The sequence below is a fragment of the Halolamina sp. CBA1230 genome (assembly GCF_002025255.2).
Taxonomy (GTDB): domain Archaea; phylum Halobacteriota; class Halobacteria; order Halobacteriales; family Haloferacaceae; genus Halolamina.
The window spans coordinates 2,483,541-2,503,146 of the sequence record NZ_CP054587.1; the positions used below are offsets into that span (position 1 = coordinate 2,483,541).

At 69.2% G+C, this 19,606-nt stretch carries 20 protein-coding genes and 1 tRNA gene; 7 read left to right on the forward strand and 14 right to left on the reverse strand.

Features of this window, described 5'->3' with window-relative positions:
- Nucleotides 1–202: 202 nt before the first annotated feature.
- Entirely contained in the window at nt 203–862 is a 660-nt protein-coding gene (locus tag B4589_RS13125; RefSeq protein ID WP_079234686.1) for a metallophosphoesterase, read from the reverse strand.
- Between the two features lie 38 nt (nt 863–900).
- Nucleotides 901–1,485: an IMP cyclohydrolase gene (locus B4589_RS13130; RefSeq protein ID WP_079234687.1), complete on the reverse strand. Its 585-nt coding sequence runs from the start codon at nt 1,483–1,485 to the stop codon at nt 901–903.
- A gap of 128 nt (nt 1,486–1,613) precedes the next feature.
- On the opposite strand from B4589_RS13130, the gene B4589_RS13135 reads away from it, so the two are divergent.
- From B4589_RS13135 to B4589_RS13145, 3 genes are all read left to right on the forward strand, one after another.
- Nucleotides 1,614–2,168 carry a DoxX family protein gene (locus tag B4589_RS13135; RefSeq protein ID WP_079234688.1) on the forward strand — a complete coding sequence of 185 codons (555 nt, stop codon included), beginning with the start codon at nt 1,614–1,616 and terminating at the stop codon, nt 2,166–2,168.
- A 47-nt stretch (nt 2,169–2,215) separates the two neighbouring features.
- Nucleotides 2,216–2,764 carry a homing endonuclease associated repeat-containing protein gene (locus B4589_RS13140; protein WP_079234689.1) on the forward strand — a complete coding sequence of 183 codons (549 nt, stop codon included), beginning with the start codon at nt 2,216–2,218 and terminating at the stop codon, nt 2,762–2,764.
- An 85-nt stretch (nt 2,765–2,849) separates the two neighbouring features.
- Nucleotides 2,850–2,922, forward strand: a tRNA-Gln gene (locus B4589_RS13145).
- A gap of 248 nt (nt 2,923–3,170) precedes the next feature.
- On the opposite strand, the gene cgi121 is transcribed toward B4589_RS13145, so the two are convergent.
- The 10 genes from cgi121 to B4589_RS13195 all read right to left on the reverse strand — a co-directional run bounded on the left by cgi121 (nt 3,171) and on the right by B4589_RS13195 (nt 13,935).
- Nucleotides 3,171–3,674: a KEOPS complex subunit Cgi121 gene (gene cgi121 / locus B4589_RS13150; RefSeq protein WP_079234690.1), complete on the reverse strand. Its 504-nt coding sequence runs from the start codon at nt 3,672–3,674 to the stop codon at nt 3,171–3,173.
- Nucleotides 3,675–6,080, reverse strand: a complete 2,406-nt coding sequence (locus B4589_RS13155; protein ID WP_079234691.1) for an ATP-dependent DNA helicase — start codon at nt 6,078–6,080, stop codon at nt 3,675–3,677.
- A 51-nt stretch (nt 6,081–6,131) separates the two neighbouring features.
- Nucleotides 6,132–7,532 (reverse strand): amidohydrolase, encoded by a 1,401-nt coding sequence (locus tag B4589_RS13160; protein WP_079234692.1) that lies wholly within the window; start codon nt 7,530–7,532, stop codon nt 6,132–6,134.
- Between the two features lie 46 nt (nt 7,533–7,578).
- Nucleotides 7,579–7,815 carry a DUF2171 domain-containing protein gene (locus tag B4589_RS13165; protein WP_079234693.1) on the reverse strand — a complete coding sequence of 79 codons (237 nt, stop codon included), beginning with the start codon at nt 7,813–7,815 and terminating at the stop codon, nt 7,579–7,581.
- Between the two features lie 56 nt (nt 7,816–7,871).
- The gene (locus B4589_RS13170; protein WP_079234694.1) at nt 7,872–8,159 is read right to left on the reverse strand and encodes a GYD domain-containing protein; all 288 of its coding nucleotides are present in this window, start codon (nt 8,157–8,159) and stop codon (nt 7,872–7,874) included.
- A 105-nt stretch (nt 8,160–8,264) separates the two neighbouring features.
- Nucleotides 8,265–9,032 carry an S-adenosyl-l-methionine hydroxide adenosyltransferase family protein gene (locus B4589_RS13175; protein WP_079234695.1) on the reverse strand — a complete coding sequence of 256 codons (768 nt, stop codon included), beginning with the start codon at nt 9,030–9,032 and terminating at the stop codon, nt 8,265–8,267.
- Nucleotides 9,033–9,071: 39 nt separating this feature from the next.
- Nucleotides 9,072–10,115, reverse strand: a complete 1,044-nt coding sequence (locus tag B4589_RS13180) for an ABC transporter ATP-binding protein (RefSeq protein ID WP_079234696.1) — start codon at nt 10,113–10,115, stop codon at nt 9,072–9,074.
- Nucleotides 10,116–11,924 carry an iron ABC transporter permease gene (locus tag B4589_RS13185; RefSeq protein ID WP_143414349.1) on the reverse strand — a complete coding sequence of 603 codons (1,809 nt, stop codon included), beginning with the start codon at nt 11,922–11,924 and terminating at the stop codon, nt 10,116–10,118.
- 96 nt (nt 11,925–12,020) lie between these two features.
- Complete coding sequence (locus B4589_RS13190) at nt 12,021–13,163, reverse strand: SPFH domain-containing protein (RefSeq protein ID WP_079234697.1); 1,143 nt, start codon at nt 13,161–13,163, stop codon at nt 12,021–12,023.
- A gap of 73 nt (nt 13,164–13,236) precedes the next feature.
- The gene (locus B4589_RS13195) at nt 13,237–13,935 is read right to left on the reverse strand and encodes an NfeD family protein (RefSeq protein WP_079234698.1); all 699 of its coding nucleotides are present in this window, start codon (nt 13,933–13,935) and stop codon (nt 13,237–13,239) included.
- A 149-nt stretch (nt 13,936–14,084) separates the two neighbouring features.
- Between B4589_RS13195 and secF the strand changes: the two genes are divergently transcribed.
- The 4 genes from secF to B4589_RS13215 are packed head-to-tail and all read left to right on the forward strand — an operon-like array spanning nt 14,085 to nt 17,311.
- The gene (secF, locus tag B4589_RS13200) at nt 14,085–14,954 is read left to right on the forward strand and encodes a protein translocase subunit SecF (protein WP_079235240.1); all 870 of its coding nucleotides are present in this window, start codon (nt 14,085–14,087) and stop codon (nt 14,952–14,954) included.
- Nucleotides 14,954–16,555: a preprotein translocase subunit SecD gene (locus B4589_RS13205; RefSeq protein WP_079234699.1), complete on the forward strand. Its 1,602-nt coding sequence runs from the start codon at nt 14,954–14,956 to the stop codon at nt 16,553–16,555. The genes secF and B4589_RS13205 overlap by 1 nt, the downstream gene beginning before the upstream one ends.
- A 41-nt stretch (nt 16,556–16,596) precedes the next feature.
- Nucleotides 16,597–16,866: a hypothetical protein gene (locus B4589_RS13210; RefSeq protein WP_079234700.1), complete on the forward strand. Its 270-nt coding sequence runs from the start codon at nt 16,597–16,599 to the stop codon at nt 16,864–16,866.
- Between the two features lie 43 nt (nt 16,867–16,909).
- Entirely contained in the window at nt 16,910–17,311 is a 402-nt protein-coding gene (locus tag B4589_RS13215) for a methylated-DNA--[protein]-cysteine S-methyltransferase (protein ID WP_079234701.1), read from the forward strand.
- Here B4589_RS13215 and rnhB read toward each other — a convergent pair.
- Entirely contained in the window at nt 17,308–17,958 is a 651-nt protein-coding gene (gene rnhB, locus B4589_RS13220; RefSeq protein ID WP_079234702.1) for a ribonuclease HII, read from the reverse strand. The genes B4589_RS13215 and rnhB overlap by 4 nt on opposite strands.
- Nucleotides 17,958–19,241, reverse strand: coding sequence for a tRNA pseudouridine(54/55) synthase Pus10 (locus B4589_RS13225; protein WP_079234703.1), 1,284 nt, complete (start codon nt 19,239–19,241; stop codon nt 17,958–17,960). The genes rnhB and B4589_RS13225 overlap by 1 nt, the downstream gene beginning before the upstream one ends.
- Nucleotides 19,242–19,606 lie beyond the last annotated feature (365 nt).

Here is a 19,606-nt window from a genome sequence, read left to right on the forward strand (position 1 = left end):
GCCGCCCTCGGTCGTTTTCGGCTCGCTCCCGCGAACCGAGCCCTGCCGTCTGTTCGGTTTTCGGCGACCGGGTTAAGGCTTTCCCAGTTTGATTGTAGTAGTACAACTTCGTTTGTTCTCCGCCGCACAGACGGTCCGACGCGCCGCTGTTCGGGCGGTACTGACGACAGAGAACGATCGGTTCGGTCGGCGGGAATCGGTGCTATCGGCCCTCACGGAGCCGTTCGCCGATCTCGGACGGGAGGTCCGTCCCCGCGACGGCGTCGACGACCCGGTCGATATCGTAGCTCACGCGGTGCTCCTCGACCGACTGGTCGTCGAGGTCGACGACCGCGTACGCCGCGTCGGGGTCGCGGTCACGCGGCTGGCCGACGCTGCCGGGGTTCAGCACGATCCCGTCACCGAACACGGCGTGGTGCTGGACGTGCGTGTGGCCCATGATCAGCAGTTCCTCTTCGTCGAGCAGGCCGGCGGCGAACTCTCGCGGGTAGGTGTAGTGGTCCGGATCGTCCGGGTGGCCGTGGACGATCTTCACCCGATCGTCGACGACGTGGCGCTCGACCGGGAGCGCGTCCAGCCAGTCGATCGCATCGGCGTCGAGCTGCTCGCGGGCGTAGTCGACGCCGGCTTTCGCCATCCCGTTGAAGCCGGCGACGTCGTCGCTGGCGACCGCGCGGTCGTGGTTCCCCTGTACGGTCGGGATCTCCCGCTCGCGGACGATCTCGACACACTCGGCGGGCCAGGGGTTGTAGCCGACGACGTCGCCGGCACAGACCAGCCCGTCGACCGACGGCATGTCCTCGAGCACCGTCTCTAGCGCGGGCAGATTGCCGTGGATGTCCGAGATGACGCCGAGTTTCATGGCCGGCGGAAACGGGGCGATGGGGAAAAGGACCGTGGCTACTCGCCGTTGTGGATCGCCGTCTCGACGCCGCCGTCGACGGACACCCCCGCAGCACAGACGGCGTGTTCGAACGCGTGGTCGTACAGCTCCCGGGCCGCCGCGGTGGCCCCGTCGGCCTCGAGCGCGAACGGCTCGGGGTCGTCCTTCTCGTAGGTGGCGACCAGCGTCGGCTCCGTGACCTCGCGGACGAGCAGTGCGTCCCGACGCACCGTGCCGACGGACGCGGTCTCTTCCCCCACGACCGCGGCGATACGGGGCGTGTCGTAGTCGTCCTTCTCGAAGTCCAGCGCGAACAGCGCGGTCGCGAGCGCGTCGCGGGGCGGGTAGCCGAGTTCGAGTTTCTCCGCGACCGGGTCGACGTGGGAGCCGTTGCCGACCGCGGCCATCGCGTCGCCGTCGCGTTCGACGCGCCGGACGCAGTTGTAGGAGACGTAGGGGTTGTCCGTGGGCTCGGCGTCGTCGGTCGGGACGACGGTGAGCCCTGCGTCGCGCTCGATCACCTTCCGGTTCGGGAACGAGCGCGAGGAGACGCGGTAGGCTGCCAGTCCTGGCGCGGCGACGAGGAAGCGACCGACGTACATGGTGGTTTTGGAGCGGCAGGACGCCAAGTAGGTGGTGGTTCCCGACGATCGAGAACGACGCTACGACGATTCCCACCCGTCGGGAACGACCGTCGGGGCATAAGGCCGGCGCGCCCGGACCTCCAGATATGGCAACGAGAGAGGTCACACTCAGAAGTACAGTGGCAGGGTTCACCGCGGAGGGGAAGCTCCACACGCTCAGCGTCTGGTTCATCCTCGCGCTGCGGCTGATGATGGGGCTGGCGTTCCTCCAGAGCGGTGTGGACAAAGTGCTCTCGGGGAGCTTCTCGGCGGCGGGCTACCTCCAGAACGCGCCGCGGGCGAACGGCAGCCCCGTCGCCGGGCTGTTCGAGGCGATGGGGTCGTCGCCGTTGTTCGTCGACTTCGTGAACGTCGCCGTTCCCTGGGGGGAGGTGCTGATCGGGCTGGGTCTGCTCGTCGGCGGCCTCACCCGACTGGCCGCGTTCTGGGGCGCGCTCATGATGCTGCTGTTCTACCTGGGTAACTGGGAGATCTCCCACGGCTACATCAACGGCGACTTCGCGTACATGCTCACGTTCCTCGCCGTCGCCGCCTTCGGCGCGGGCAGGATCCTCGGGCTCGATCAGTACATCGAGCAGTACGAGATCGACGGCCAGCCGCTCGTCGAACGCTACCCGTGGATGCGGTACTTCCTGGGGTAGCACCGCGGCCGCGAACTTCTTTCCGTGAAGCCGCGTGGAACCGACACGTGGCGAGCGAACAGGACTGCATCGACGCGCTCCGCGAAGCCGCGCGGGAACTGGGCGCGTCGCCGACGAAAGCCGAGTACGAGCAACTCGGGCTGACGCCGGCCTCGGCGACGATCATCCGGACGATCGGCGGCTGGAACGACGCGAAAGAGCAGGCGGGGCTGGCGACCAACGTCTCGACCGGGAGCCGAGTCGGGCCGCCGCCGGAAGGCGTCGACGACGACGTTCGCGAGCGGTGGGCGGAGCTGTCGGTCGACCAGCGCTGGCACTACCGGAACCGGGAGTGGAACACCGAGCGGACGCTGAACCGCCGGGCGGAGCTCCAGTCGTGGGTGGACGAGCGGAGCGCCGACGCCGGGTGTGCTCGGTGCGGCGAGTCCGCCCCCGCCTGTCTCGATTTCCACCATCGCGATCCCGGCGAGAAATCGAGGAGTGTCAGTCGGCTGATCGTCGACGGCGTCTCACGGGAACGGCTCCGGGAGGAGATGGAGAAGTGTACGGTGCTCTGTGCGAACTGCCACCGGAAGGAACACGACGAAGAGCCGTGATCGACTCCGAAACACTCATACCTCCCAACGGACTACGAGGGATTGCTGAGAAATCGCCGTCAAGCGAGACGGTGGTAGATATGTCAGTCCATTGGGGTAGTGGCCAATCCTGAAGCCTTCTGGGGGCTTCGACCCTGGTTCGAATCCAGGATGGACTACTTCCTCGCAGTTTTCGATCGGCGAGCGGCCGCCGTATCAGTCGAAATTCGCCGCGATCACTCCGACTCCACGAGTCGCTTCACCTTCGACCAGTGCCCGTGCCGCAGCGCCACTCGTCCTCGACGCCCTCCTTTCGGGCTCCGCCGAGACTGACCAGCTGACCACAGACGATTGGGGTCACTGCCCTGGAGCGTGACTGTCTCCTCGTCCACGCGTGCCAGACCGGGAAGGTGCCGCGAGGAACGGACTACTTCTCGACGTCCAGCAGCGCCACGCGCTCCAGCACCAGGTCCGCCAGCCCGCCGTCGACGGCGTCGAGTTCGGCGTCCGAGACGTCGAAGAACGCCCGAACGGTCACCTCGTCGTACTCGCCCAGCACCGACGCCTCGTCGACGTGCTCCCGGAGCATCTCGATCGCGTCCGCCTCGGCCTCGGCGTCGCCGGCCGGCGAGTCCACGAGCACGACGACGCGGTTCTCGCCCTCGGCGACACCCATCTCCAGCGCGCGGTTGATCTGTCGGCGCCCAGCCGCGTAGCAGAGCACCTCGACCGCGCGCTCCCGAGCGACGTTCTCGCCGCGGGCGATCGCACGGTCGGCGCGGTCGAGCGCACGTCGGAGATGTGCCTCGGAGACGACGTAGTCGGCGTCGAACGCCTGGACGGTCGTCCCGGTCGCTTCGGCCACGTCGTCGAGCGTCGCGAGGAACGAATCGAGGTCGTCGACCGTGACCGTCCCGTCGAGCAGCCGCATTCAGAAATCACCCAGCGACGCCTGTCCGCCGTCTTCCTCGCGGCCGACACGCTCCGCGTCGGCGTCGGCCGTCACGCCGTCCATCGAGGGGTCCTCGCGGCCGACGTTCTCGAGGACGTTCTCGGCGGTCTTCTGCCCCCGCAGCGCACCAAGCACGACCGACTTGTCGGCCTCGCGGAGATCCGCGCGGGACTCGATCCCGGCCTCGAACAGCCGCCGTGCGCGTTTGCGCCCGACGCCGCGGACGCCAGTGAGGTCGAGCAGCTCCTCCCGGACGCCGTCCTCGACGCGCTTCTTGGCCTCGCGGACCGCGACGACGTTCGAGAGGTCGAGTTCGCCCGCCAGCCGCTCGGCGGCGTTGAGCAGCCACTCCGCGGTGTCGACCTTCCCGCGGATGTCGCCCGGCCCGACCCCGTAGCGCTCGGCGATCCGGCCCTCGTCGACCTCGCTGGCCCAGTCCTCGAGCATTCGGGCGGTTTTGAGCGCGGCGAGCCACTCCTCGAACGCCACGTCGTCGTACTCCGAGGGCGTGCGCCCGAGCAGCTCCTCCTCGCGCTCGAACAGCTCCTCCTCGTACTCCTCGCGGTCGCCGGACTTCAGGTAGAGCTGGTACATATCCGGCGTGCGGGAGACGAGATGGTAGAGCCCGAGCGCGGAGACGTCGTCGGCCTCTGCTTCGGACTCCGCGTCTTCCGGTTCTCCTTCGTCCTCGGCGTCGGCCAGCGCGTCGTCGTCGAGCAGGTCGTTCCCGGAGACGAACCCCGCCGACTCGTCGGCCTCGTCAGCGTCGGGGTCGCTCAGCCCGCCTCGGGAGCCGTACTGCCCCGCCGACCGGTCGCCGCCCTCGGCGTCGCGCAGGCCGTCGATGATCTCGGCGGCGCTCATCGGGTCGAGGTAGAGCCGCGAGACGGTGTGGCCGATCTCGGTCGCGGTGATCTGCCCGTCCTCGCGGTCGACGAACTCGTTGGCGTCGAGGTAGTCGAGCACGGTGTCGGTCACCGACTCCAGCTGGGCGCTGCCCGCGCTCTGGACGGCGTACAGCGTGTTGTCGAGGAACTCGAGGATCTCCTCGCGAGTGTTCGCGAAGCCGGAGGCGACGGTCGCGAGCAGGTGCGTTCGGAGGGCGGGCTCCGCGGCGAGCTTCGAGCGTACTGGTTCGGGTTCGCCGTCGATGTACCGCTCGAACAGCTCCTCCTTCGTGTCGACGTTCGGGGCGAGCAGTACCGCCTCGCCGTAGGGGTCGAGCCCGGGGCGACCCGCCCGGCCCATCATCTGGTGGATCTCGAGCGTGTCCAGGGGTTTCATCCCGCCGAACTCCGGGTCGTAGCGCCGCCAGTCTCGGACGATCACGCGACGGGAGGGCGTGTTCACACCCGCGGCGAGCGTCGGCGTCGCCGCGATCACCTTGATCAGCCGGTCGCGGAACGCTTCCTCGACGAGGTCGCGGTGTTCGCTGGAGAGGCCGGCGTGGTGGAACGCCGCCCCCTTCGCGACGCAGTCGGCGAGATCGTCGCTGGTCGCGGTGTCGGAGACGTCCCGGATCGCCGTCGCGAGTTCGCGGAGTTCACCGCGTTCCTGGTCAGTCAGGTGATCGCTCGTGACGCCACCCAGTCGGCTAGCGGCGGACTCGGCGTTCCTGCGGGAGTTGACGAACACTAGACTGGATCCGCCTTCGTCGAGCGTGTCGTCGACGAGTGCGGGCGTCTGCTTGCCGCCGCTGTCGACCGGCACCTCGCGCTGGGAGCCGTCGGCGAAGCTGATCGCGTTGCCGAAGTGGACGCCGGTCCGGAGGTCGATCGGGCGCCAGTCGGAGTCGACCAGTTCGGCGTCGAGCCAGTCGGCGATCTCGGGGGCGTTGCCGACCGTCGCCGAGAGCGCGACCGTCTGGAGGTCGTGGTTGATCCGTCGGAGTTTCGCGAGCGTGACTTCGAGCGTGGGCCCGCGCTCGCGGTCGTCAACGAGGTGGACCTCGTCGGCGACGACACAGGAGAGGTCGTCGATCCAGGGCGCGCCGTTCCGGACCAGCGAGTCCACCTTCTCGCTCGTCGCGACGATGATGTCCCGCGAGGCCAGCCACTCGCCGTCGGACTCGTAGTTGCCCGTCGAGACCCCAACGTCGACGCCGTACTCCTCCCAGCGCTCGAACTCGGTTTTCTTCTCGCTCGCCAGCGCGCGCAGCGGCACGATGTACAGTGCGGTGCCGCCGCGCTCGACGGCGGAGAGCATCGCGAGCTCCGCGATCAGCGTCTTCCCCGAGGCGGTCGGGACCGCGGCGACGACGTTCTCGCCGTCGGCCACGCCGCAGTCGACAGCCGCCTCCTGGGGCGGGTAGAGCTCCTCGACGCCCTCGCCTTCGAGGTGTTCCCCGACGCCCTCGGGGAGGCCCGACAGCTCCGTCGGCTTCATTGGGAGAAGGTTGCCCGCTCTCGGGTTTAAGTTTCAGGGTCCGTACTGGCCTCACTGATCGGCCAGATCGGACGGATCGGCGTCACGGGGCAGCGGCGACTCGTACTCACGGTCGCCCCTGCGCTGCTCGAACTCCGCGCGGGCCGCCGCGAGCAGCTCCTCGTCGGACAGCAGGTCGTACAGCGACCCCGCGACGACCTTCCCCGCGAACAGCATCCCCGCGGTGCCGAGATCCTTCCCGGCCGCGACGGCCTGCCAGGAGTGGGGTGACGTGCCCGTCGGCCACGTCGCCGCGCGGAACCGCCCGAGCGGGACGTTCCAGGACACGTCGCCCGTGTCGGTGGAGTAGGCGGCGGTCTCCCCCTCGTCGGGCGCGTCGAGGGGGCCGGTCAGCATCGTCGCGTCGGCGGCCTCGTCGTGGTACTCCGGGGGGAGGGCCGAGTAGGACGGGTCGTCGATCGTCGCCTTCAGATCGGCCGCGAACGACTCCTGCTCCGCGGAGAGCGGGAACTCCGCGGCGGCCATGTTCTCGCGGATCGAGTCCGCGAGCGTGCCGTTCGGGAGGACGCCGTACATCCCGGTGGTCTGGGTCACGTCGGCGTCGGTGCCGGACATCAGCGCCGCCCCCTCGGCGGCGTCGCGCACGCGATCGGACACCCGCTCGACGGCCGCGCGGTCGGGCGCTCGGACCATCACCTCCATCGCCGCTTCCTCGGGGACGATGTTCGCGGCTTCCCCGCCGTCGGTGACGACGTAGTGGATCCGGACCGGGTCCGGGACGTGCTCGCGCATGTACTCGATCCCGGTGCCGAGCAGCTGGACCCCGTCGAGCGCGCTCCGGCCCGCCTCCGGATGTTTCGCTGCGTGGGCGCTCTCACCCACGAACCGCACGTCGAAGGCGTCCATCGCGAGCGTGGAGCCCTCGTTGGGTGCGTTGAACCAGTCGGGGTGCCACGTGATCACGGCGTCCACGTCGTCGAACGCGCCGGCCTGGATCATGAACACCTTGCCGGCGCCGATCTCCTCGGCGGGCGTGCCGAGGTAGACGACCGACCCCTCGACCTCGCCGCGTTCGATGGCGCGCTTGACCGCGATCGCACCCGCGAGGCTGCCGACGCCGAAGAGGTTGTGCCCGCAGCCGTGGCCGGGGGCGCCCGCCTCGACCGGTTCGCGCTCGGCTGTCGCCCGCTGGCTCATCCCCGGCAGCGCGTCGAACTCCCCCATCGTCCCCACGACGGGGTCGTCGTCGCCGTAGCGCGCGACGAACGCGGTGTCGATGCCGGCGACGCCGGACTCGACGGTGAACCCTTCCTCGCGGAGCGCGTCCTGCAGCGCTGCTGCGGAGTCGTGCTCCTGCAGCGAGAGCTCGGGGTTCTCCCAGAGCCGCGTCGAGAGCTCGGTCAGCCAGTCGGCGTCGTCGGCGACGTCGTCGAACAGCGCCTGTTTGCTCACGGCTGTTCGGTGTTCTTGCGGCGCGAAAAACGTTCCTCCGCCGTCGTCACTCCTCGTCGCCGAGTTCGACCCGGACGTGGTCGTCGGTGACCTCGACGACCTGTTCGGGCTCGATCGCCAGCGCGTCCTCGTCGGCTGCGGCGGCCGCCTCCATCCGTGACTCGACACCGCTCGCCGGTTCGAGGCGGGCTTCGCCGTCCTCGACGCCGGCGACCCGGCCGAGTCGTTCGCCACGCGCGTCCACGACGGGCATGTTCGCGTGCTCCTGCGTGAAGTGCTGCATGGGCGAACGGTGGGGCGCGTGACTGAAAAGCCTACTCGCCGTCGTCCGGTTTCGGCTCAGATATCCTGAACGAGCTCGCCGAGATCCTCGACAGGGATGATCTCCATCGTCTGGGTGTCGAGCCCGTAGCGTTCGATCGAGACCGAGGTCTGGAACGCCTCGTCGCGCCCGTCGGCCTCGAAGATGACGAGGTAGTCGTGCTCGCCCAGGATCGCGTAGGCGTCGATCAGCTCGCCGCCCAGCGCCTCGATGTCGCCGGTGAGGTCGCCCCAGACGGTGGCGAGATCCTGCACGTTCTGGACCGTCTCGTCGGTCACGTCGACCAGCGCCATGTACGTACCCATACTGTGCGCGTTTGACGGCGTCCGTCGAAAAGGTTCGGGCCGGGGGACTCGGCGTCGAGACTACGGACGCGCTGCTGGCTGCCGCCCGTCGACCCACGCGGGCACTCACCAACGGAGCGACACGTCGTCGCCGACCCCGAGACCGAACGCGTCGTCGCCACGACCCTGGTTCACCGCCAGTTCGACGTTGCCGTGGCTGCCGACGGTGACGAGACGCTCGCCCGACTCCATCTCGGCGTAGGCGTCCCGAACGGGCGCGGACTCGCCGTTCACCGTCACCGACTCGTGGTCGTCGAGCACGTGACCCGGGATATTGGTGATCGTGTTCCCGAAGCCGTCGACGACCAGCACCTCGCCGGTCGCGCCGTCGTCACGGATCTCCGGATCGGGGAAGGAGAGGTCGACCCACTCGTCGGTCGGCGCGACGCGGTCGGCGTCGGCGACCGACTCGACCTCGTGGACCCGTGCGGCGGCGGGCGCGAACACGTCCCGACCGTGGAACGTGTTGCTCGCGGTCGAACTGTCCTCGTACGCGATCTCGTAGACGCGGATCTCGGGATCGTCGTCTGCCCGCGCCGCGATCTCGCGGGCCGCCGGGAGCGCGACGCCGTTGTCCGGCGCGACGATGCGGTGGCCGCCGGCCTCGACGACGATCGCTGCTCGGTCGGTGCCGACCCCGGGGTCGACGACGACGAGATGAGTGGCGGGCGGGAACTCCGGGAGCACCTCCCCGAGCCAGAACGCCGCCGCCCGGACGTCCTGCCGGGGGAAGTCGTGGGCGATATCGACCAGTCGCGCATCGCACTGCCGGAGGATGACGCCCTTCATCGCCGCGGGGTACGGCGTGCCGAAGTCGGAGGCGAGCGTGATCATAGGGGAGGGAAGGAGCGGCAGGAGGCTGAAAGCGTCGGTTCAGAGGACAGTGGCATCTTCGGGCGCGAACCCGACCTCGATCGAGTCGTCCGCGGGCGGTTCGGGCAGTCGGAGCACGATGTCGGTCCCGCTCCACTCGCCGTACAGCCGGGTCGTCCCGCCGAGATACTCCGCCGTCCCGAGCGCGACCGGGAAGCGGTTCGTCCCGGCGTCGGGCGAGAGCTTCGTGGGGCGGACACAGAACGTCACTCGGTCGCCATCGACGGTCGCAGCGTCGTCGACGGCGACGCGGAAGCTGCGGTCCCCGGCGTCGACGGCGACGGTCAGTTCGTCGCCGTCGCGGTCGGTCACGCTGCCCGAGAACACGTTGTTCTCGCCGACGAACGAGGCGACGAACTCCGTCGCGGGCCGTTCGTACACCTCGACCGGCGTGCCGACCTGCTCGACGCCGCCGTCGTGCATGACGGCGAGGCGGTCCGACACCGCCAGCGCCTCCTCCTGGTCGTGGGTGACGTAGATCGTTGTCACGCCGAGCTCCCCCTGGATGCGCTTGATCTCGCGGCGGAGCCGTTCCCGGAGCCGGGCGTCGAGCGCGCTCATCGGCTCGTCGAGCAGCAGCACGTCCGGCTCGGGGGCGAGCGCGCGGGCGAGCGCGACGCGCTGCTGCTGCCCGCCGGAGAGTTCGTCCGGGTCGCGGTCACCCATCCCCGGCAGGTCGACCAACTCGAGCAGTTCCTCCACGCGCTCGTCGGGGGTCAGCCCCCGCGGCGGGTCCGTGAACCGCAGGCCGTAGCGGACGTTCTCCGCGACGGTCATATGCGGGAACAGCGCGTAGCTCTGGAACACGACGCCGACGTTGCGGTCCTCGACGGGGACGTCGCTCACGTCCTCGCCGTCGAAGCGGACGGTCCCCTCGGTGGGCGAAGAGAGGCCGGCGATGGTCCGCAGCGTCGTCGTCTTCCCACAACCGGAGGGACCGACCAGCGTGAAGAACTCCCCCTCCTCGACCGACAGCGACACGTCCCGGAGCGCGACCGTGTCGTCGAACGCCTTCCGGACGCCGTCGAGTTCGATGGCGACCACCTACATCCCCCTCCCCTCGCCGAAGTAGTCGATGACGAGGAAGCTGACGGCGGTGACGACCAGCAGGACACAGCCCATCGCCGTCGCGGGGCCGAGTCGCCGCCCGAGGAACCGCTCGATGGCCACCGGCATGGTGTACGCGGAGCTCCCGCTGGCCAAAATCACCGTCGAATCGAACTCCCCGACGCTGATCGCGAACGCGAAGGCCGCGCCCGCGAGCACGCCGGCGAACACCTGCGGGAGTTCGATGTCCAGCAGCACTCGCGTTCTGGAGGCGCCGAGCGTTCGAGCGGACTCCACGATCGAGCGGTCGATCGTCGCCAGCAGCGGCGCGACGTTGCGCGTCACGAACGGGTAGGCGGCGACGGCGTGGGCGGCGACGACCGCGACGGCGCCGGTGACGGTGAACCGGTAGCCGAACAGCGTCGTGCCGAACACCAGCCCCTGGAGCAGGCCGATGCCGACGACGACGCCCGAGACGGCGAAAGGCGCCATCGACAGCGTGTCGATCAGTTTGCTCCCGGGGAACTCCCGGGTCGAGACCACCGCCAGCAACACCCCCATCGGCACCGCGAGCGCGAGCGTGCCGGCGCCGTACAGCAGCGAGTTCACGATCGCCGTCAGCGGCTTGATCTGGAACGCCGCGCCCGTCGTCTGACGCTCGATCAAGAACCGGTAGTACGCGAGCGTGAACCCGTCCGGGCCGGTCAGGCTCGCGATCACCATGCTCGCCATCGGCGTCACGAACACGACCGCCACGACGGCGACGTACCCCCAGACCGCCAGCCGGTCGGCGTTCAGCCGGCCGAACAGCGGTTTCCGTTCGGGCGGCCGGGCGGCGCTCTCGGCACGCTGGCGCGCCTCGTACCGGAGGTACGCGTAGGTCAAAAGCAGCGAGAACAGCATCTCGAGCGTCGCCAGCGCCGACGCCGTCTCGTAGTCGAGCTGGGAGACGCGCTGGTACACCCAGACCTCGACCGTCGCCAGCGAGAGCCCGCCCAGCGCGAGCACGATAGCGAACGACATGAACGAGAAGATGAACGTCAGCAGCGCGCCTGTGAGGATCGCCGGCAGGAGTTGGGGGAGCACGACGTCGAAAAAGGCCCGGCGCGGCGAGGCGCCGAGACTTCGGGCGGTCTCGGCGGTGCCGGCGTCGACGCTCTCCCACGCTGTCGCCGTCACTCGCGCCACCAGCGGCGCGTTGTAGAACGCGTGGGCGAGCACGATCACCGGCAGCGTGTACAGCACCTGGATCGGCTGGAGCCCGATCCCGGTCAGCACCGTGTTGACGACGCCGTTGCGGCCGAACGTCGCGATGAAGCCGATCGCGACCATGATCGACGGCATCACGAACGGCACCGCGGTCAGCGACCGGATCGTCCGCCGGCCGGGGAACTCGAACCGCGCGAGCACGTACGCGCCCGGCAGCCCGAGCGCGACGCTCGCCAGCGTCGACAGCAGCGCCTGGTACGCCGTGAACCCGAACAGCCCCAGCCGGTAGTCCGGGAACGGGTAGGTGACCGCGATCCCGAGATCCGTCAGTGGGAGCGAAAGGCGGAGGACGTGTGGCTCGAAACTCCGCCACAGCACCGCAGGGTTCTCGGCGGCCTGTGCGAGCACGCCGAAGAAAAAGGGGTCGGTGAGCACCTCAGCGATCGGTTCGGCGGTGGCCGCACCGTCGCGCCAGACCGCCTCGGAGAGCACCCGACCCACCGGGTAGTAGAACAAAAGCGTCAGCAGGAGCAGGGTGATCAGCCCGGCCAGCGGGAGCGCGACGGCCTCGACGCGCTGCCTGATGGTCGAACTCATCGAGGCGTCGACGCCGCGCGATCGGTCACCCGTCGGTACACGGTCGTCGGTAGCTATTCCCCGGTTATATACCCGGCGAAAGAGCGGGGGCGGGAGTTAGTTGGACTCCTCGGTTTCGACTTCCGCGTCGTCGACGAACTCGGACTCGTCGGCGTCGGCGACCACGTCGTCGGCCGACTGGATGTCGGGCTCGGTGTCGCCGGACATGATCTTCTCGGCCTCCTGCTCCATCGCCTCGGTGTCGAGTTCGGCGGCCTCGTCGATCTGGCCGAGGATGTTCTCGATGTCGTCGAGGCCCAGCATCTCGCGGGTCTCCTCGTCGAAGTCGAGCGAGCCGAGGCTCTCCTTGCTCTTCACGTCGCTGCCGGTGAGATGCTCGCCGTAGCGGCCGACCAGCGAGGTGAGCTCCTGGGGCAGGATGAACGTCGCGGAGTCGCCCTGGCCGATGTTCTCCAGCGTCTCCATCCCCTTGTCGATGATCGCGCGCTCGCCCATCGACTCGGCGGATTTCGCGCGGAGGACGGTGGAGATCGCGTCACCCTGCGCCTCGAGGATCTGGGACTGCTTCTCCCCCTGAGCGCGGATGATGTTGGACTGCTTCTCCCCCTCGGCCTCCTCGACGGCGGAGCGTCGCTCCCCCTGCGCTTCGAGGATCATGGCGCGGCGGCGGCGCTCGGCGGAGGTCTGCTGCTCCATCGCCTGCTGGACGTCCTTCGAGGGGTTGACCTCGCGGACCTCCACGCTCTCGACGCGGATCCCCCACTCGTCGGTGGGTTCGTCCAGCTCCTTCCGGATCCGGGCGTTGATCTCCTGGCGCTTGTTGAGCGTGTCGTCGAGCTCCATGTCGCCCAGTACGGCACGGAGGGTGGTCTGGGCGAGGTTAGAGACCGCGGTCTTGTAGTCGTCCACTTCGAGGTACGCCTTCCGGGCGTCCATCACCTTGATGTACACCACCGCGTCGGCGGTGACCGGGGAGTTGTCCCGCGTGATCGCCTCCTGTCGGGGGACGTCCAGCGTCTGCGTTCGCATGTCGAACGCGTGGGTCTGGGAGACGAAGGGGGGGATGAAGTTGATCCCCGGTTCGAGCAGCTTGCGGTACTCGCCGAACACGGTGAGAGCTTTCTTCTCCGTCGCGTCGACGATCTCCACGGCCTGCCAGACCGCGGCGATGACGACGAAGAGGAACAGCAGGCCGACGACGCCGGTGACGGCGCCCGCCTGGAGGGGTGCGATAACCATACCACGGGGTTGGGGTGTTGGTGGTTTAATTGTTTCCCGCCAAAAAACCGCGAGGCGACGGGTTCGGTCGGCCTCAGTTCTTCTCGGTCTCGCGCTCCGTCTCCTCGTCCTCGGCGTCCGGCCGCGAGGTCCACCCTGAGTCGTCGTCCGCGCTGTCGTCGCTCCCGGCGTCGTCGGACGTGGGATCTCCTTCGGTTTCGACGTCCTCGGCCACGTCGTCAGGCCGCTCGTCGGCCTCCTTGCGGGCGTTCTCGGCGCGGGCGCGTTCGAGTTCCCGGTCGATACTCCCCTCGACGGCACCCAGCGACTCGACGGTGATCACGTTGCCGCCGCCGGGGTCGATCACCATCACCTCCTCGCCCTCGGGGATCTCCCCCTCGATGGTGCGGGCGGAGTAGTAGGGGTTGAAGCCGCCGTTGTCGACCTTGACCTCGCCCTCGCTGGGTGTGACCCGCGAGGTGACGCGGGCGGTCTGGCCCTTCAGGTCGCTGGAGGAGCTGGTCTGGGCCTGTCCCTTCCCGCCGTAGATGTCGAGTTCGCGGTAGCCGTACAGCGTGACGATCCCGAACAGCAGCACGAGGCCGGCGAGCACGAACGGCGTCGCGATCGGGCCGAGTAGCAGGCCGACGAGGCCCGCCCCGAGCAGCGAGACGCCGACGACGACGAAGTGGGCGCCCGGCGCCAGCGCCTCCGCGATCGACAGCGCGATCCCCGCCGCGACCAGCAGCAGGGGGAGCATCTCTGGGCTGAGCAGCCCGGACTGGAGCAGCATCGTACTACGTATAGACCCGGCCACGTATCAACGTTGGCTCCGTGCCGTGTCGGCAGCCCGCCCGGAACGGTAAGAGAAGGCTTATTCGGCACGCGTGGGGAACCCGCGGTATGAATCAGTTCGTCCGGGAGGTGAGATGAGTGCCGAGCGTGGATCTCCCCTTCGGGCTCCCGGAGGTCGACTACGCCGAGTACTCGAACCGACAGCTGATCGCGGTCCCGCTCGCGGTGCTGCTGGTGGCCCTCCTGATCATCGGCGGCGTCTGGCTCACGACCGGCGCGCCGGTCGGTCTCGGGGTCGAGTTCACCGGCGGCACGGAGATGCGCCTCGGCGTCGACGGCGAGAACCCACAGCAGCAGATCCGCGACGAGATCGACGCCCAGCCCGCCAACATCCAGCCGGTAGCGAACAGTGATCGCTTCATCGTGACCTACGGTCCCGACACAGACAGCGCACGACTGGAGCAACAGGCCGAGGCTGCCGGCTTCGACGTGCAGTCGGTCGACGGGACCTCCCCCACGTTCGGGAACGAGGCCCAGATCCAGGCGATCGGCGGCATCATCGTCGCGTTCGCGGGGATGAGCGCGCTCGTGTTCGCGATGTTCCGGACGTTCGTACCGAGCATCGCTGTCGTGCTGTCGGCGTTCTCGGACATCGTCGTCCCGCTGGCGCTGATGAACGTCCTCGGGATCCCGCTCACGCTGGGCTCGGTCGCCGCGCTACTGATGATCATCGGGTACTCCGTCGACTCGGATATCCTGCTCAACAACCACGTCCTCCGGCGACAGGGCGGGTTCTACGAGTCGGCGTACCGCGCGATGGAGACCGGGATCACGATGACGCTGACCTCCATCGCCGCGATGATCGTGATGACTATCGTCGCGACCGCGTTCGGGATCGGGCTGCTCTCCTCGATCGGGCTGATCCTCGTGTTCGGGCTCGTGACCGACCTGCTGAACACCTACATGCTCAACATGTCGCTGCTTCGCTGGTGGAAGTTCGAGGGGGTGAACCGCTGATGGCCCGCGACGAGGGCGGCACGTGGACGAAGATCAAGGCGAACTGGCGGGTGGTGCTGCTGGTCGTCATCGTGCTCGCGAGCGTGTTCGCGCTGTTCTCGCCGATGCTCGAACCCACGACCCGGGCTGGCGGCGAGGGCGGCGACGTTGCCGAGAGCACCGGGATGACCAACCTCCAGTACGGGATCGAGCTCTCCGGCGGGACGCGCATCCAGGCGCCGCTGGTCGGCGTCCACGCGACGGGCGTCGACGTCTCGAACGGTACCGAGACGAGAACGATACGCGAGGAGGTTGCAGCCGGACTCGCCAACGCCACCACGGAGGACATCGCGGTGCGCTACCCCGGCGAGTACGGTGACATCACCCAGCGGACGACCGTGGTGGAGGTCCGGACCACTAACGTCACCGCGGCCCAGCTCCAGAGCGCGCTGAACGAGGCGGGCTACGAGCCCGACAACACGTACAACCGCGTCTCCGAGGTGACGCAGGCGACCGCGGTCACCGTCCTCCGGCAGAAGGTGAACGAGGCCGGGCTCTCGGGCGGGACCGTCAGCACCGTCGGCGGCAACGTGATCGTCGTCGAGGTGCCCAACGCCAACCAGACCGCGGTGCGTGACCTGATCGAGTCCCGCGGGCAGGTGCTGGTCCAGGCGTACCACCAGAACGAGAACGGTAGCTACGTCCGGACGACCGTGATGGATGCCGAGGACCTCGCACAGGTCGGGAACGCCGAGCGGATCGAGGGGAGCGAGTTCGCCGAAGTCGGCGTCGTCGTGGCCGACGGCAGCGCCCAGGATGTCCAGCAGCGGTTCGTCGACACCGGGCTGGCACAGGAGGGGGGCACCGACTGCCGCTACCGTGAGACACCCAACGACACCGACCCGTGTATCCTGATCGTGCAGGACGGCCAGGTGCTGAACTCCTTCGGCGTCGAGGAGGGGCTGGCTCGCCCGATGCGCAACGGCGAGTGGGCCGACGACCCCCGCTTCCGGCTGACGACCGGGAACCTCTCGACGGCCCAGGAGGTCGCGATCAACCTCCGCGCCGGCGCGCTGCCGACCCAGCTCGACCTCGACTCGAACTCGATGCTGTACGTCGACCCCTCGCAGTCCGATCGGTTCAAGACCGACTCGCTGATCGCCGGGATCGCGGCGGTGCTGGCGGTCAGCGGCGTCGTGTTCGCCCGCTACCGGCGCGTCGAGGTCGCGGGGCCGATGATCGTCACCGCGCTCTCGGAGGTGGTGGTGCTGATGGGCGCCGCCGCCGCGATCGGCTACCCGATCGATCTCTCGGTGATCGCCGGCTTCGTCGCGGCGATCGGGACCGGGGTTGACGACCTGATCATCATCGCCGACGAGGTGATGAGCGAGGGCGAGGTGAGCAGCCAGCGGGTGTTCCAGAGCCGCTTCCGCAAGGCGTTCTGGGTGATCGGCGCCGCGGCGGCGACGACGATCATCGCGCTCTCGCCGCTGGCGGTGCTCTCGCTCGGCCAGCTCCGCGGGTTCGCGATCTTCACGATCATGGGCGTGCTCGTGGGTGTGCTGATCACCCGGCCGGCGTACGGCGACATCCTGCGCTCGCTGCTGACCGGCGAGCACTAGGCGGGACAACGCTTTTCTCCCGTTCCCGCCAACGGGGGCGTATGTCCTCCACGAACGGCGACGCCGGCGAAGCCGGTCTTGACCCGGAGACCGAGTCGGCGGTCCGGCGTATCGTCCGCGAGGAGCGCGACTCGCCGCTGTGGGCGATCATGCAGGTGCTCGGCGGCGCGCTGTTCGCCATATTGGTCGTCCCGGCCGTGCTGGGACTGCTGCTCGTCGTCGGGGTTCCCTTCGTCGTCGTCGCCGGGCTCGCGCTGGTGGGTCTGCTCGGGGCGATCGCCTACGGCTGGGCGCTCCCCCCGTTCCGTTGACGGACCCGACCTTTTTGCACACCGGCGCGTTCCTCCCCGGTAGATGCGTGTCGAGATCCACGGCGACGCTTACGACCTCGACGCCGACCGCGTCGCCGAGGGGGAGGCAGAGATCCGCCGCCAGCTCGACGCGTACGCGGCCGGCGACCGCGAGACGTTCGACCTGACCGTCGACTACCCCGAGAGCCATCTCGGCGACGTGATGCGCGCGATGGCCGCGATTCCCTACGGCGAAACCCGCACGTACGGCGACCTCGCAGCCGACCTCGACTCCGGCGCCGTCGCGGTGGGGCAGGCCTGCGGCGCCAACCCGCTCCCGATCGTCGTCCCCTGTCACCGCGTGGTCGGTAGCGACGACCACGGCGGCTTCTCCGCGGCGGGCGGCGTCGACGCGAAGCGGCGGCTGCTGGCGTTCGAGCGCGGCGAGACGCTGGAGCGCTTCTAGAACTCCCCCAATCCGGACTGCTCGGCGGCCGCGAGCGCGTCCTCGCAGGTCGACCACGTCGCCCGCGCACACGCGGGCAGTTCGCCGTACTCCGCGACGTAGTCGGCCAAGAACGCTCGCGTCGTCGGATCCGACGGGTAGCCGCTTCCCACGTCGTGGTCGTACTGTCCGTCGATCTCGACCATCCGGCGGTCGCGTTCGACTTTCGCGACGACGCTCGCCGCGGAGACGATCGCGTGGGTCTCGTCGGCGCCGTGTTCGGCCGTCACGTCGACCTCGATCCCGGCCTCTGCGACCGCCTCCCGGAGCCGCCGGGCGAAGCGTGCCTCGTCCGTGTCGGCGGCGTCGGCGATCACCGCCTCGTTCTCCTCGGCGACCACCGCGACCGCCTCCGCCTGCGCGGCGACGCCGAGGCTGTTCATGTCCGTGTCGGGCGCGTCGATTCGCTCGGGCGGGATCGCGGCCGTCGCGACCGAAATATCGGGATTGTCGCGGAGTTCGGCGGCCAACTCCTCCCGGCGCGTCTCGGTGAGCTGTTTCGAGTCCGCGAGCCCCTCGGGGAGGTCGTCGGGGTCGGCACGGACCGCGCCGGCGACCATCGGCCCAAGCGCGGGCCCCTTGCCCGCCTCGTCGGCGCCGACGGTCATCAGTCCCGGAAGAACGATGCGTTCTCGAACGGCTCGGACTCGCCGTCGACCCGGAGCACGTCGAGCGCGGTCACCTCGGCGTCGATGCCGAGCAGGCCCGCGAGCGAGGGGGTTGTTCGTCCTTCGTCGCTCGAAATGAGCTCCTTGATGTAGAGGCCGCCCTCGCCGTGGACCTCGACGGTGGCGGTCCGGGAGCCCTCGAGTTCACCCTCGATCTCGTACACGTCGCGGGTCCGGACCTTGCTCGCGCGGCGGTGGTCGACGCGGTTCGGCGTCTCCTGTTCGATCGTCGCGCCGTCGAGCTCCGCGAGCGCGTCGGCGAAGGCGTCGGCGTCGACCGGCTCGTCGAACGCGACCTGTGCGCTGTAGCGCTTGGAGGCGTCGTGGCGCTTGACACGCTCGACCATCTCGTGGGTGGCGAGGCGCAGCCCCTCGACCTCGACTTTCCCCTCCGCGAAGGCGTTGATGTCCGCCTGCAGGCGGTCGGTGTCGACCGTGCGCCGGCGGGGCTCCTCGACTTCGATCACGAACGGCCGACCGGTGCCGAGCATCCGCGCGTCCACGTCCTCCCGGCCCGCGCCGTGGAACGTCGCGCCGACGCCGTCCATCACGTCCTCGACGACGGGGGCAGTGAGCTGTTCGACGCTCTCAGGGTAGCGGTAGCCCAACCCGTCACACTCCTCGCAGGGCTCCCGGCCCTGTCGCCCGCTGCCGTTGCAGGCCGAGCAGGGCCACTTCGTCTGCGGGATGCCACGCTCCAGCTTTCGGTAGCGGCCGTAGACGAACGCGGAGTTGACCTCGGCGACCACCGCGTCGTCCCCGAGATCGAGCAGGAACTGCACGTCGGGGCGCCCGAAGTCGACCTCGGTGTCGGTGAGTCGGCCGACGCGCTTGCCGACCTCGCGGTTGAACTCGCTTTTGAACGCCTCGCCGGCGTCGGCGTCGAGACCGGCGTCCTCTCGGAGCATGCGCTCGTTCTCCTCGATCAGGGCGGGCGGACGGGTGCCGACCTGGTAGCTCTCGAACTCGACGTCCTCGACCTCGCTGGCGGCGCGCTCGGCCCACACGTCGAACTCGCCGCAGTAGCCTTCACACACCCAGCAGTCCGCGGGGTCGACGTAGTCGGGCGGCTCGTCGTCGTCGAGGCCGATAGTGGTCCGCAGCGCCCGGCCCCGTTCGCGGTTGGTGAGGCCGTGGCTCCGGTCGGCGAAGGCGCGGCCCAGACAGGCGTCGCAGACGCCGCCGACCGCGATCACGGCGCGGGCGTCCTCGAGTACGCTCATGGCCGGAGTCGGGGGCGGAACGGGTAACTACCTTACCCTTCCCCGACGGCGTCGCTGGTCGGTTGGGGACGGAGAGAAGGGTGGCTGGAGCGCGATCGGCGCCGATTTCGTCGGCGGCGGTCACGCGCCGTCTTTGGGCTACGCACAGCCACGGCGTCGTCTCCGTGGCTGGCGCCCGGAGGTCGTCACCAGAACGCGTCGCGTTCTGGTTGGCAGACGAGAGCGACGCTCTCGTCTACGCCAGCAGGTCGTGCGCCGTGGCTGGCTACACAAAGGCACGGCATACGCTCCGTCGCGACAGCACGGAGGTCGTCGGCGGTCGCGCGCCGTTTGGGGCTACGCACAGCCACGGCATAGGCTCCGTG

Excerpts from the sequence above, each read along its gene's own strand:
- B4589_RS13170 (WP_079234694.1), bottom strand. The coding sequence starts at position 8,159 with ATGGGTACGTACATGGCGCTGGTCGACGTGACCGACGAGACGGTCCAG.
- B4589_RS13155 (WP_079234691.1), bottom strand. The coding sequence starts at position 6,080 with ATGAAGCCGACGGAGCTGTCGGGCCTCCCCGAGGGCGTCGGGGAACAC.
- B4589_RS13190 (WP_079234697.1), bottom strand. The coding sequence starts at position 13,163 with ATGGTTATCGCACCCCTCCAGGCGGGCGCCGTCACCGGCGTCGTCGGC.
- B4589_RS13125 (WP_079234686.1), bottom strand. The coding sequence starts at position 862 with ATGAAACTCGGCGTCATCTCGGACATCCACGGCAATCTGCCCGCGCTA.
- B4589_RS13195 (WP_079234698.1), bottom strand. The coding sequence starts at position 13,935 with ATGCTGCTCCAGTCCGGGCTGCTCAGCCCAGAGATGCTCCCCCTGCTG.
- B4589_RS13225 (WP_079234703.1), bottom strand. The coding sequence starts at position 19,241 with ATGAGCGTACTCGAGGACGCCCGCGCCGTGATCGCGGTCGGCGGCGTC.
- B4589_RS13215 (WP_079234701.1), top strand. The coding sequence starts at position 16,910 with ATGCGTGTCGAGATCCACGGCGACGCTTACGACCTCGACGCCGACCGC.
- rnhB (WP_079234702.1), bottom strand. The coding sequence starts at position 17,958 with ATGACCGTCGGCGCCGACGAGGCGGGCAAGGGGCCCGCGCTTGGGCCG.
- B4589_RS13205 (WP_079234699.1), top strand. The coding sequence starts at position 14,954 with ATGGCCCGCGACGAGGGCGGCACGTGGACGAAGATCAAGGCGAACTGG.
- B4589_RS13165 (WP_079234693.1), bottom strand. The coding sequence starts at position 7,815 with ATGCAGCACTTCACGCAGGAGCACGCGAACATGCCCGTCGTGGACGCG.
- B4589_RS13135 (WP_079234688.1), top strand. The coding sequence starts at position 1,614 with ATGGCAACGAGAGAGGTCACACTCAGAAGTACAGTGGCAGGGTTCACC.
- B4589_RS13210 (WP_079234700.1), top strand. The coding sequence starts at position 16,597 with ATGTCCTCCACGAACGGCGACGCCGGCGAAGCCGGTCTTGACCCGGAG.
- cgi121 (WP_079234690.1), bottom strand. The coding sequence starts at position 3,674 with ATGCGGCTGCTCGACGGGACGGTCACGGTCGACGACCTCGATTCGTTC.
- B4589_RS13185 (WP_143414349.1), bottom strand. The coding sequence starts at position 11,924 with ATGAGTTCGACCATCAGGCAGCGCGTCGAGGCCGTCGCGCTCCCGCTG.
- B4589_RS13175 (WP_079234695.1), bottom strand. The coding sequence starts at position 9,032 with ATGATCACGCTCGCCTCCGACTTCGGCACGCCGTACCCCGCGGCGATG.
- B4589_RS13130 (WP_079234687.1), bottom strand. The coding sequence starts at position 1,485 with ATGTACGTCGGTCGCTTCCTCGTCGCCGCGCCAGGACTGGCAGCCTAC.